12 protein-coding genes are annotated in these 12,059 nt (G+C 64.8%); 7 read left to right on the top strand and 5 right to left on the bottom strand.

Annotated elements, in window-relative coordinates; all coding sequences use genetic code 11:
• The first annotated feature begins 2 nt into the window (after window positions 1–2).
• From AC1PZ7_RS14580 to AC1PZ7_RS14565, 4 genes are all read left to right on the top strand, one after another.
• Window positions 3–1,244 (top strand): D-amino acid dehydrogenase, encoded by a 1,242-nt coding sequence (locus AC1PZ7_RS14580; RefSeq protein WP_482355933.1) that lies wholly within the window; start codon window positions 3–5, stop codon window positions 1,242–1,244.
• 47 nt (window positions 1,245–1,291) lie between these two features.
• Window positions 1,292–2,098 (top strand): maleate cis-trans isomerase family protein, encoded by an 807-nt coding sequence (locus AC1PZ7_RS14575; RefSeq protein ID WP_482355932.1) that lies wholly within the window; start codon window positions 1,292–1,294, stop codon window positions 2,096–2,098.
• A gap of 36 nt (window positions 2,099–2,134) precedes the next feature.
• Entirely contained in the window at window positions 2,135–2,488 is a 354-nt protein-coding gene (locus AC1PZ7_RS14570) for a RidA family protein (RefSeq protein WP_482355931.1), read from the top strand.
• A 103-nt stretch (window positions 2,489–2,591) separates the two neighbouring features.
• Entirely contained in the window at window positions 2,592–3,479 is an 888-nt protein-coding gene (locus AC1PZ7_RS14565; RefSeq protein WP_482355930.1) for an EamA family transporter, read from the top strand.
• A 575-nt stretch (window positions 3,480–4,054) separates the two neighbouring features.
• Here the strand turns inward: AC1PZ7_RS14565 and AC1PZ7_RS14560 are convergent.
• Together AC1PZ7_RS14560 and AC1PZ7_RS14555 are read right to left on the bottom strand one after the other, a co-directional pair.
• Window positions 4,055–4,228, bottom strand: a complete 174-nt coding sequence (locus AC1PZ7_RS14560; protein WP_482355929.1) for a hypothetical protein — start codon at window positions 4,226–4,228, stop codon at window positions 4,055–4,057.
• Window positions 4,150–4,911 carry a transposase gene (locus AC1PZ7_RS14555; RefSeq protein WP_482355928.1) on the bottom strand — a complete coding sequence of 254 codons (762 nt, stop codon included), beginning with the start codon at window positions 4,909–4,911 and terminating at the stop codon, window positions 4,150–4,152. The genes AC1PZ7_RS14560 and AC1PZ7_RS14555 overlap by 79 nt, the downstream gene beginning before the upstream one ends.
• Between AC1PZ7_RS14555 and AC1PZ7_RS14550 the strand changes: the two genes are divergently transcribed.
• On the top strand, window positions 4,879–5,337 hold the full coding sequence (locus AC1PZ7_RS14550) for a GlcG/HbpS family heme-binding protein (protein WP_482355927.1): 459 nt from the start codon (window positions 4,879–4,881) through the stop codon (window positions 5,335–5,337). The two genes, AC1PZ7_RS14555 and AC1PZ7_RS14550, sit on opposite strands and share 33 nt — an antisense overlap.
• Before the next feature lie 16 nt (window positions 5,338–5,353).
• Here the strand turns inward: AC1PZ7_RS14550 and AC1PZ7_RS14545 are convergent, their stop codons facing one another.
• Window positions 5,354–8,602: an autotransporter domain-containing protein gene (locus AC1PZ7_RS14545; RefSeq protein ID WP_482355926.1), complete on the bottom strand. Its 3,249-nt coding sequence runs from the start codon at window positions 8,600–8,602 to the stop codon at window positions 5,354–5,356.
• Between the two features lie 133 nt (window positions 8,603–8,735).
• On the opposite strand from AC1PZ7_RS14545, the gene AC1PZ7_RS14540 reads away from it, so the two are divergent.
• Window positions 8,736–9,764 carry a transposase gene (locus tag AC1PZ7_RS14540; RefSeq protein ID WP_482355925.1) on the top strand — a complete coding sequence of 343 codons (1,029 nt, stop codon included), beginning with the start codon at window positions 8,736–8,738 and terminating at the stop codon, window positions 9,762–9,764.
• Here AC1PZ7_RS14540 and AC1PZ7_RS14535 read toward each other — a convergent pair.
• Window positions 9,713–10,258 (bottom strand): hypothetical protein, encoded by a 546-nt coding sequence (locus AC1PZ7_RS14535; protein ID WP_482355924.1) that lies wholly within the window; start codon window positions 10,256–10,258, stop codon window positions 9,713–9,715. The two genes, AC1PZ7_RS14540 and AC1PZ7_RS14535, sit on opposite strands and share 52 nt — an antisense overlap.
• A 275-nt stretch (window positions 10,259–10,533) precedes the next feature.
• Window positions 10,534–11,199 carry a hypothetical protein gene (locus AC1PZ7_RS14530; protein ID WP_482355923.1) on the bottom strand — a complete coding sequence of 222 codons (666 nt, stop codon included), beginning with the start codon at window positions 11,197–11,199 and terminating at the stop codon, window positions 10,534–10,536.
• Between the two features lie 96 nt (window positions 11,200–11,295).
• On the opposite strand from AC1PZ7_RS14530, the gene AC1PZ7_RS14525 reads away from it, so the two are divergent.
• The gene (locus tag AC1PZ7_RS14525) at window positions 11,296–11,589 is read left to right on the top strand and encodes a helix-turn-helix domain-containing protein (protein WP_482355922.1); all 294 of its coding nucleotides are present in this window, start codon (window positions 11,296–11,298) and stop codon (window positions 11,587–11,589) included.
• The last annotated feature ends 470 nt before the right edge of the window (window positions 11,590–12,059 follow it).

Below are 12,059 nucleotides of genomic sequence, written 5' to 3'. Positions count from 1 at the left end.
ACATGAGGATCATTGTGCTCGGCGGCGGCGGCGTCGGCGTCACCACCGCCTATCAGCTCCAGAAGGACGGCCACGAGGTGGTCCTGCTGGAAAAGCACCCGCAGGTTGCCGAGGAGACGAGCTGGGGCAATGCCGGCATGATCGCGCCGGGCCATTCCTTCGTCTGGTCCTCGCCCAAGGCGCCGATGATCCTGCTGAAGTCGCTGTTCCTCAGGGATCAGGCGCTGCGCTTCCGGCTCTCCGCCGACCCGCGGCTTTATGCGTGGTCGTGGCGGTTCCTGATGGAATGCACGGCGGACAAGGCGAAGCGAAACACGCTGCTGAAGCACCGCCTCGCCGCGTATTCGCAGGCCGTGCTGCACGAGGTGATCGGCGCGGAGGATATCGCCTACGACCGCAACGACCGCGGGGCGCTCTATTTCCACCGCAGCCAGCAGGCGCTCGATATCGGCATTGCCAATATGAGGCTGCTGGAATCCGACGGGCAGGTCATCAAGGTGCTCGGCCGCGACGAGGTGGTCGCGCTCGAACCCGCGCTCGGCCATGCGCGCGACAAGATCGCCGGCGCCATCTGGTGCCCCACCGACGAGACCGGCGATCCCGCCAAGTTCACCCGCGCCCTGGCCGCCATCGTCGCCCGGCGCGGCGGCGAGATCCGCACCGGCACGGCCATAACCGGGCTGGAGACCTCCGGCGGAACGGTGACGGGGGTGACCACCACCGCCGGGATGGTGAAAGGCGACGCCTATGTGCTCGCCATGGGCACGGCGAGTGCGGGCCTCGCGCGCAAGGTGGGCATCGGGCTGCCGATCTATCCCATCAAGGGCTATTCGCTCACCATTCCGATCGGCAGCCAGCCCAGCCCACCGACCCTCGGCAGCGTGGACGAGCACAACCTCGTCGCCATCTCCCGGTTCGGGGACCGCATCCGCGTCACGGCCACGGCCGAGTTCGCCGGCTATGACAAAAGCCACAAGCCTTCTGACTTCGCCTTCATGAAGAAGGTGACGCAGGAACTCTACCCCGAGGGCGCGGACTACGCGCGCGCCGAGATGTGGGCGGGCCTGCGCCCGATGACGCCGACCAACCTGCCGTTCTTCGGGCGCCGGCATCTCGGCAACCTCTATCTCAACACCGGCCATGGTCACATCGGCTGGACCATGTCGCACGGTTCGGCGCGCATCACGGCCGATCTGATCGCCGGCCGCAAACCGGCCATTCCCATGGACGGCCTCGTAGCCTGACAGGCCGGGCCGGCGCTGCCGGCGTGGCGAAACCCAAGGTGAGAACCATGACGCTTCCATCGACCCTGCCGACGGCTGCGGCCGTGCCGGCCGACCTCGGTGTCCTGCCCTCGGACATCGCCCCACGCATCGGCGAGAGGGCCAATATCGGACTGGTCGTGCTCGGCACCGACCAGACCATCGAGTACGAGTTCCGCAACCTGCTCACCCCGCCCGGCGTCGCGCTCTACGAAACGCGGCTGCACAGCGATTTCGACATCACCCCCGAGACTTTGCGCGCCATCGGCCCGCGCATCGCCCCTTCCACCGACCTCATCCTCCCCGGCCTGTCGCTCGACGTGGTGGCCTTCGGCTGCACCTCGGCGACCATGCTGCTCGGCGAGGACTATGTGTTCGGCGAAATCCGCAAGGCGCGCCCGGACGTCGCCTGCACCACGCCGGTCACTGCCGTCCGGGCGGCGCTGGAAGCGCTCGATGCCGACCGGATCGGCATGCTGACCCCCTATTCGCCGGAGATCACCGCGGGGATGGCGCAGTATTTCCTCTCGTGCGGGGTCGGTGTGGACGCCTACGCCACTTTCGACCGCCGCGACGACCGCGAGGCGGCATGCATCTCGGTCGAGTCCATCGTGGCCGGTGCCGAGCGGCTCGCCGAGCAGGTGCCCGGCATCGAGGCGATCTTCGTCTCTTGCACCAGCCTGCGGGTGGCGGAAGCCGTCACGCGCATCGAGGCCTCCACCGGCCTGCCGGTCACCTCGTCCAACCATGCCATGGCCTGGCACGCGCTTCGCCTCGCCGGCATCGACGACGTCCAGCCGGCCGCCGGCCGGCTGTTCTCGCGTGGCATCGCCTGAGCGGGCCCCGCCTTTTCATATCCCCAGGAGAAGAAGATGACCGATATCGTCCGTATCGAGCCGGGTTCACGCATGAGCCAGGCGGTCGTTCATGGCGGCCTCGCCTATCTCGCCGGCCAGGTCGCGCTCGATGCGCCCGGCGCCAGCGTGACCGAGCAGACGCAGGCCATCCTCGCGCGCATCGACGCGCTGCTGGCGGCCGCCGGCACCAGCAAGGAGAAGCTGCTCACCGCCTCGATCTGGCTCGCCGACATCTCGGGTTTCGCCGAGATGAACGCGGTATGGGATGCCTGGGTCGCCCCCGGCGCCGCGCCGGCTCGTGCTACGGTGGAATCGAAGCTCGCCGCGCCGCAATTCACCGTCGAGATCGCCGTGGTGGCGGCGATCTGATCGTTTGCCACATCCGGCTGCAGATGGGACTCTCCAGCATCGAAAGCGCCCCGTCGTTATGAGTTCTACCGCGGTCGGCCGCTCCCCAGCTCGCAAGCCTCCTTTGTCCGCCTATGGCCATCTCCTCACGATCTATCTCGTTTGGGGCGCGGCCTATCTCGCGGTAAAGATCTGTATTTCCGGGTCCGCCGCCATCACCGTTCTGCAGTTGCAGTCGGTCCGGATGTGGTGTGCCGCGCTGCTGCTGGGCTCGGTGGCCCTGGTGCGGACCGGCCGGATTCCACGCCCGTCGGCGCGCGATCTCGGCACTTGCGCGCTGAGCGGCCTGCTGATGTGGGTCGCCGGCAACGGGCTGGCGACTTTCGCCTCGCGTCACGCCACGTCGAGCTTCATCGTCATGGCGCTCGGCGCCATCCCGTTGTGGAGTTGCCTGCTCGACCTCGCCATCACCCGAAGCGTGCCGTCGCGGGGAGTGATGTTCGGCCTGGTGCTCGGCCTGTTCGGTCTCTTCCTCGTCGTTGCGCCGACATTATTCGGCGCTCCGTCCGCGATCATCGAGCCGGGCTATGCCGGGCTCACCTCGGTCGTGCTGATCAGCGCGGGCGTGAGCTGGTCACTCGGCACCATCGTGCAGCGCCCATTGATGCGGCGCCTGCCGCCGGAATGGGCGGCCAGCCTGCAGATGCTGGCCGCCGCGCTGGTGCTCACCATATTGGCGGTGGACGAGGCCGCGCCACTGCCGGGCGTGCCGGACACGCAGCAGGCGCTCGCCTTCGGGTTCCTGATCGTATTCGCCTCGGTGATCGGGCTGACTTCCTATATCCATGTCCTTCACGCTTTCAGCCCAGTCGTCGCCTCGACCTTCGCCTACGTGAATCCGGTCATCGGCGTGCTTCTGGGTCGGATAGTCCTCGGTGAGGAGCTAGCGCCGGTCTCCCTGCTCGGGCTCGCCACGGTGCTTGTCAGCATCGTTCTCTTGGTAAGGCGCTGAATTTCCGCGCACATACCGGCCGCGCCATGGACCGGCACGGCCTACAGAGGCGGCGGTGTCAGCAAGGAGAGCGGCTCTCCACCTCGCGCAGGGTCTTCAGGGCGACGCGGGTGTAGACCGCCGTGGTGTCGAGCTTGCGATGCCCGAGCAGCACTTGACGCGGATAGTCGCCCGTTCAAAGGCCACTCTCGACTTCAACGCAGGAAAATCGAGACATCACCCGTTAACGATTCGAACTTTTTCACCGCCGAATGCCGTCGTTGCTACTCTCTTTCATGTACAGCCTGTCCTTATGCGGCGCACAGGCTTACGTTCGGCGGTTATCGGGTACTGCGGAGGGCAATCGGCGTATTTGGCGCGCCGACCAGGGTGAAACTACGAACACCTATGTCATTGATATTGCGTTGATTTAGAAAGTGGACACCTCCGGGAACCCTGCGTGATGCCGTTACCGGCGCGGAATTTGGGCTGCAAGGAAGCGCCACAGCGGCTTTTCGGCGTGTTGCGGCCTGCCAAAGCCGCCCTTTCGGGCGTATTTGGCGTCATGCGGGCTCGGTTCTCCCATTGAGCCAGACCTATCGCTTCATATTGTAGGCCATGGCGGCCAGCGTGATCGCCGCCTCGGCGCGTTTGATGCCGATGGTGCGGATGAAGAGCCGCATCGGTCCCTTCAGCATGGCAAACGGATGCTCGACCTTGACGCGGATGGCGGATTTACGGGCATTGGCGCGGGCGGTGCGGTCGGGCATCGGCTTGCCCTTGGGCTTCTTGACGTGGATATGGCTGACCTTGCCGGCCTCGCGCAGGGAACGCCTCGTTGGCTTGCGAGCGATAGGTCGTGTCGGCCCACACAACCCGACGCCGTATTGTCCGGATCGATCAATCCCTCGCGCAGGCGCGCCCCATCATGGGCGGCGGCATCGCTGACCAGCCGGCGCCTTATCACCCCATGCCGCCGGTCGATGGCGATATGCACCTTGTAGCTGAAGATCGGGATGGCGATGTCGGGCGGCTGTGGCACTCCCTCGGCCGCCGGCTTGGCCTTGGTGAATTTCACCGTCCAGCGCGCATCCACATCCTTCTGCGCCGCCTTGGCCGGCTGGTCGGGCCAGATCTCATTGGCTGACTTGCCCTGCTTGATCGCCGCCTTCTCCGCCTCCTTGTTGCGCTGGCGCGGGGCCGCCACCAGGGTGGCATCCACGATCTGGCCCGACATCGGCAGGTAACCCGCAGCAATGATCGCCTGGTCCAGCCGCGTGAACAGCGCGTCCAGCGCCCGGGCGGCAATCAATACCTCGCGGAAATCCCACAGCGTGTTCGCATCCGGCGCGCCGTCCCCCGGACCCAGCCCGCAGAACCGCATCCAGCTCAGCCGGTCGCGCACCAGATACGAGGTCTGTTGCAGCGACAGACCGTGCAGCGCCTGCAACACCAGCGCGCCGCCGCCCAGACCATCCTGTCCACGGCGCTGGACCAGTGCCGCGTCGGCAATTTCAAGCCGATGGCCGTGGTCGTGCTCGACGCGCGCGGCGCGGTGAAGGCCGCCGCTTCCGAGGATGGCACGAGCCTCAAGCGTTTCGAGATCGCCCATGGCAAGGCCTATGGCGCGCTCTCGCTCGGCATGGGCTCGCGCTCGATCTTCAAGCGCGCCAAAGAGCAGGCTTTCTTTGTCGGCGCGGTCAGCCATGTCGTCGGCGGCGCGCTGGTGCCGGTGCCCGGTGGCGTGCTGATCCGCGATGCGCAGGGGGCGCTGGTCGGCGCCGTCGGCATTTCCGGCGACACCTCCGAGAATGACGAAACGGCGGCGCTGGCCGGCATCGCGGCAGCCGGACTTGCCGGCGATCCCGGCGCGGATTGAGCGGGCCCGTCCGCTCCTAGAAGCGGATCCGCAGCGCCGCGTTGACGCTGTTCTGCGTCGTGCCGTCGCCGAACTGGCCACCATAGGCCAGGGAGAGCTGGCCGGACAAGCCGACCGCGACGGCGATGCCGGCCTCGACCAGGGCCGCGTCCTGCGCGATCGGCACACCGCTCACCGTGAACGGCGATCCGCCGATCGCGAAGGACTGGGTCTGGGTTGGCAGCGTGTCGCCGAAGGCATGCTGCCAGCCGATCATGCCGGACAGCGTGCCGGTTGCCGAGCCGAGCGCCAGCGGCTGGGCCAGGCGCAGGCCGAGGGTGGAAAAGGTGGTGGAGGTGGTGGAATCGTCGACCGCGAGCGCCGCCTCGCCGCCGGTTTCGCTGTAGCTGTCAGCTGCGTACCGGACATAAGCCACATTGGCGAAGGGTTCGGCCCGCAGCGTGGCCAGTTCCAGCTGGTAGCCCAATTCGCCAAACATTTGAAACGTGGTGGCATCATAATCGCCGGCGAGCGACTCGCCAAAGCCGTTGAACGCTACGGCGCGCGTACTCTCGATCTCGCTCCAGCTATTGGCAAGGCCGAGGCGCACGGCCAGCGCATCCCACTCGCGGCCGGCATAAAGGCCGATATGCCAATTGTCCGTATCGGCCGACGAAGCCCCTCCGTCGAGATTGATGCTTGAGGCGCTGTAGCCGCCGAACAGGCCAAGGCGCCAGTCGGCCAGCAGGGCATCCGCGCCCATCAGAAGGCCGCCCGTATTGCTGGACAGCCCGGCGGCATTCCCGTCGCTCTCGAAGCTGGACCAACTGCCAAAGCCCTGTGCCCAGGCTGTGCTGGCCGGCTGCAGCATGGTCTGCGCTTTCATCGGGAAAGCGGCGGGAGAGGCCGGTGGCGGCGCATAGAACAAAGGCGCCGTTGCCATGCCGGATGGCGCGCCGGCTCCTGCGGCGGCGCGCAGGCGTGCATCCGTCACGTCGCGCAGGACCCGGCTGTCGGTGATCATCACGCTCGCGGCAGACGCGCCGACCTCGCCGGCAAAGGCGGCCAGGGCAGCCGGTGCGCTGTCGAAATTCAGCGAGAAAACCGCGTCCGCAAGCGTGGTATCGCTGGGAATGGTTTCGAGCGCGTTGGCGATGGCGATCTGGTTGCGCGTGCGCGCGGCGGCCGCCAACGGCACGTCGCTGCGTACCGTTTCGAGCGTCACGCTGCCGCCGCTGTAGGACAGTGCCGTGTCGAGAAAGGGATAGGCGGCGCCGAGCGGGTCGTTGACCGAGGCGAAGGTGCCATTGATGCCGCTGGCGGCGGTCAATATCTCGAAGCTCGACAGGCCGACCACGGCGCCGGGCTGCACGACCACGTCAAGAATGGCCCCCGTTATCGTCGCTGTGCCGGCCGCCGTGATCAGGTCGCTCGTGCCGTTTGAGCCGATCTCCGCCTCATAGACGGTGCCGGATGCCAGCACGAGATTGCCGCCGACGGTGACGGTACCGATGGAATTGCCGGGGGCGATGGTACCTGCGCGTACATCCAGATCGCCATTGATCGTGCCGGTGCCGAACAGCAGGCCGGAACTCGCCACCGAACCCGCCACCTGTCCATTATTGCCGAAGCTGCCGGTCGAGACGACGCTGCTCGCCAGCGTGCCGTCATTGAGCAGCGTGCCGTCATTGACGATAACGCTGCCGCCCAGCGCGGTCACCGATCCGGCATTGAAGAAGCTGGCGCCAGAGGCGATGTCGAGGGAGCCCACGAGCGAACCGGTGAGCGCAAGCATGCCACCGCTCACGGTCGTGCCACCGGTATAGGTCGCGTTGCCGACCAGCACGAGCGTGCCATCGCCGGCGAGTTCAAGGCCGCCATCCCCGCTGATGTCGTTGGCCCAGACATCGAACGCATTGTAGCCGCCGGCGGCGCTGCTCATGGTCACGGTCTGAATGCAGCCCGTCGCGCCTTCACCGCCACAATTGAGCGCGCCGAAGCCGTCCGCGGCGGCGTACAGGTTCAGCCGCGCCCAACCCGAGCCGTTGTCGAACAGGCTGCCGGAATCGATTTCCGTGGTCGCCAGCACCTCGCGCCGTTGGTCGGCCGACAGATAGGGGAAGCGCGAGGCGATGAGCACTTCGGCGCCATCGGGCACGACCGGCGCAAGCCCGGTGGTGCCGACATTGGGCAGCCCATAGGTGAGATAATAGGTGTAATAGTCGCGCGGAGCGGCGAATTCCGCCGCTGTGGGGATGGCGCCGGCACGGATGCAGGCGACCACATTGCCCGCGCAGGCATCCGCATAGGGCGAGCCGCCGCCGGAGCCGATCAGAGCCTGGAGTTCGGCGCTGGCGGTGGCGATATCGGCGGCCTCAACGCCCTCATAATGACGGCCGTTCAGCCATTCGGCGATGTTGTAGGTGGCGATGAGCCGTCCGCCGATCGTATCGATCGGGTGATGGACGCCGAAGACGTTCCGGCTGAGGGCGAACTCGATGCCCGCCATCAGGAAGTCCTTGTAGTACTCCGGCGCCATGATGCCGGTGAGGATGGCGAGCGTGTTGCCCGCGGTGGAATGCCCGCTGGGAAAGCCGGGACTGGTGATGTAGCTCCCCCAGTCCTGCACCTGATAGCCGCTCGGCACGTTGGAAGATTGCTGGATCGATACCGCAAGCTGCGATGTCTGCTCGGTCGTCCAAGGATTGCTGTTGATCGCCTCGAAAACCACGAAGGGGCGCGGATCAAGCGGATCCTGCGCGGCGTACTGAGGCAGAACCGTATAAGCGGCATTGTAGGTTGGCGAGGCGAGGCTGGAGAAGTAATCCTTCATATCTCCGGCCACTTCCCCGAGCGCATCGAGCATGGGGGCCGTGTTGAGGAGATAGGCTCCGCTCGGCGCATTGTTGCCGGGATTGAGCAGCGACCCTGCATTGAAGAGATGGCTCAGCTCCGGAACGGCATGGTTCCAGATATTGTAATAGATCGACCAGCCCTGAAGCTGGCTGTCGATCGCGGCAACCTGTTTTCGCGCGCCGGTGGATGACGAATAGATGCTGATTTCGGTGGCTTCGTTCGCCTCCAGCAAGGCCTGACCTGCCGACGTTGCCGAGAGCGTCGCAAAATTACCGAGCAGGTCCTCGTTGCAGTCACTAACGCTGCCGCAGCCATGGGTCTGTGCAGGCGCAGGAGAGACAGCAAGGAAGGATGTCAGCACAAGTGCCGGCAGGGTCCATTCCGGCAGTGCCGACCGCGAACGGCCGATCAAGTGCGCCTTCTGCTGCATGCTTCCCCCTTCCCAACTCATTCCGCGAGCCACGTTAGGAGACGCTTCTCAACGCTTCAAGACAATGTGGACGCCTCCGGAAACCGCCAATTTCTGCTATGATATGGCATACAGCCTGTAGTGGGGTTGGGTCATGGTGGGACAGGGTGGTTTCCGGGATTTTGAGGATCGTCTACGTGAGCTATCGGCGGAAGGTGATCCGCTGGAGCGGCTGTCGGCGACGGTTGATTTTGAGCAGTTCCGGCCGGTTCTGGCCAAGGCGCTGCGGCGCGGCGACCCGCGCAAGGGTGGCCGTCCGCCGTTCGACGCGGTCCTGAAATTCAAGATGCTGGTGTTGCAGGCGCTGCACGGTCTGTCGCTGCAACAGACCTCGTATCTGGTGCGCGACCGGCTGAGCTGGATGCGGTTCTGCGGGCTGGGTCCGGGGGACGGCGCGCCGGATGCGAACACGCTGTGGGATTTCCGCGAGGTATTGATTGCCGCCCGGGCGCTGGACGCGCTGTTCACGCGGCTGGACCAGGCGATCATTGCTGCGGGTTACCTGCCGATGTCGGGCCAGATCGTGGATGCCACCCTGGTGGCGGCCCCGCGCCAGCGCAACAAGGAGGCGGAGAAGGCGGCGATCAAGCAGGGCAAGTCAGCCAATGAGATCTGGCCCGACCAGCCGGCCAAGGCGGCGCAGAAGGATGTGGATGCGCGCTGGACGGTGAAATTCACCAAGGCCAAGCCGGCGGCCGAGGGAGTGCCACAGCCGCCCGACATCGCCATCCCGATCTTCAGCTACAAGGCGCATATCGCCATCGACCGGCGGCATGGGGTGATAAGGCGCCGGCTGGTCAGCGATGCCGCCGCCCATGATGGGGCGCGCCTGCGCGAGGGATTGATCGATCCGGACAATACGGCGTCGGGTTGTGTGGGCCGACACGACCTATCGCTCGCAAGCCAACGAGGCGTTCCCTGCGCGAGGCCGGCAAGGTCAGCCATATGGACACCTCCGGGAACCCTGCGTGATGCCGTTACCGGCGCGGAATTTGGGCTGCAAGGAAGCGCCACAGCGGCTTTTCGGCGTGTTGCGGCCTGCCAAAGCCGCCCTTTCGGGCGTATTTGGCGTCATGCGGGCTCGGTTCTCCCATTGAGCCAGACCCATCGCTTCATATCGTAGGCCATGGCGGCCAGCGTGATCGCCGCCTCGGCGCGTTTGATGCCGATGGTGCGGATGAAGAGCCGCATCGGTCCCTTCAGCATGGCAAACGGATGCTCGACCTTGGCGCGGATGGCGGATTTACGGGCATTGGCGCGGGCGGTGCGGTCGGGCATCGGCTTGCCCTTGGGCTTCTTGACGTGGATATCGAGGTCACCGGATAAATACTTGTCTTTCTGGCCGCAGCGCGGGCATGGCGCCTGATCTGCCTCTGGCCGCTTGAAGCGGTTGATTGTGAACGGCTTGAGCCGCTTGAACTCCTCGTCGCGGGAAATCTTGCCGTGGTAAAGGCCGGGGTAAGTCTCGGGCTGCCCGCATTCCTTTACGTGAGCGAGGAAACCTTCATTGTAACTGGCAAGCGGCTCCTGCTTAAAGATGCGGTGCGGCGGAGGTTCTGCTGGTTCTTTAGATGCAGTCTTTGCCGGGGCGGGCCATCGTTCATCCTTGTGAGACAAATCGGGACATGCACGGCGAACGCGACGCTAGATTCATTGTAAAATCGAAACATTCGAATCATTTGGCCGCACATCCCGTATGAGTCAATCGTCAAGATACAATATATAGCGTATCCTGCCCAAAAGATGGACTGTATTCTACCGTGGATAGCGAGGATGGTGTCGGGCCGGGCGATAATGCCGTTTCGTGCCTTCATCAACCGGAGCGGACGCGCCATTGCGCCGCAAGGAGCGTCCGCATCCCCACTTCCTGCGTCGGCATCGCGAGCATTGCTTCAAGCAGTGAAGCCGACTGCATCGTGACGCTGCAGCTGAATCATGCGCGCAACATCTTTGCGGATGCGCCGCAGTTCCGGCCAAGGAAAGTGACGCCCCTCGGCGCCATCAGCGCCGAGAGCGATCAGCACGTCGAGCTTCGCGGAGAGACCGGGCAGAGACGTGGCGTCCACTGCAAAGAGCCGCACAATCAGGCGCTCTTCTTCGGCAGAAGCCGCCGCCTCTTCCTGCCGAGTGACAGAATAGCCGATGGCGCTATCCGCGTCGTCCCAGCGCTGCTGATGTGCGCGCAACGCGGCAACGACTTCGGCACGCCGCGTGCAAAGCGACGGCAGATCGGCCGCAAGACCATCGAACTGTCGCAGAGAACCTATGCTGACCGGAGACGGCAATTCGTCTGCTGCAAGGACCGCCTGCGGAAAGCCGATCGTCCGCGCCAGCTCCGACTCAAGACGCTGCTGCTTCCGGCAAAGGGCGAGTGTGCGCCGATGCGCAGCGCGCCACGCTTTCCATGCAAGGACAGCCGCGTCCGTTGCGCCATGTTCCTGCGGTTCGGCCGCAGCCGAACTGTTGAAGGAAGTGCCGCCGATCATCATCAGGGCGGCGGAGAGAGCGTCCCTCCGGGATGGCCGGGACAGACTCGTGCTAATCTCAGAATCAGCCATGATCCGAGCTCCAAGCAGCTTGATTGTGGTCAGGTCGGGAGAGGTGGTGCAAACACCTTTTCCGACCGCTTAGCCGCCGTTGGCGGCTATCTCAGAATGCAGTTGTTTTTCAAAAAGTCAAACTTTGACGGTACCTTGAACGTGACGGAAATTTCGCCCGCCCAATGCCGTGGAGCGCGAGGGATGCTCGGTTGGAGTCAGGCTGAGCTTGCGGAAGCGGCACAGGTGTCTCGTCCGACCATTGTCGACTTTGAGCGTGGCGTTCGCGTTCCGCACGCGGGTAATCTGGCTTCAATCGTCGCAGCGCTTGAGCAAGCCGGCATAGAGTTTACCCCCGAGAACGGTGGCGGTGCTGGTGTGCGTCTTCGGAAGCCATTGACGTCCGGATAGTCCCACATCCGCCGCGGCAGGTGCGCAAGAAACAGCGACCTCTGCGCAGCCCGACTGCGGTTCGGCCGCAGTTCCTTTGCAGCTTCAGTGCACCGCGACCGACGATCTTAAGCGGTTTGGCTGCGCGTCACCGACAACCGCTTCGCGCGAGGCATGGCGATGAATGGCAACGTCGCTGCCCACGCGGCGGCCTATGCAACAGTCAGGCGTCGTATCTTCGGAGAGCTTGAGGTAAAGTCGGCAGCTCTAGGCGCCTATGGAGCGTTTTCTGCAGCTCCGTCATAGTATCGCAGCGATGTGACGTGATCTCGTTCGGACCCGACGAAGCAGGACAGCTTGATGGCAAGATAAAGCGGATTTTAAATCCGCGCGGGCGTTGCCCTTAAGATGTTGTCTGCACGTTGCTTTCCGTTCCGGAAAACGGGTCTAGGTGGCGTTTTGGAAGGTGCGGTTTTTCGCGGTGACCATTC

This window comes from Ancylobacter sp. TW_SC_1, assembly GCF_056836805.1.
Note: the sequence above shows the minus strand (reverse complement) of the source record. Positions and strands in the feature narration are given on the sequence as shown.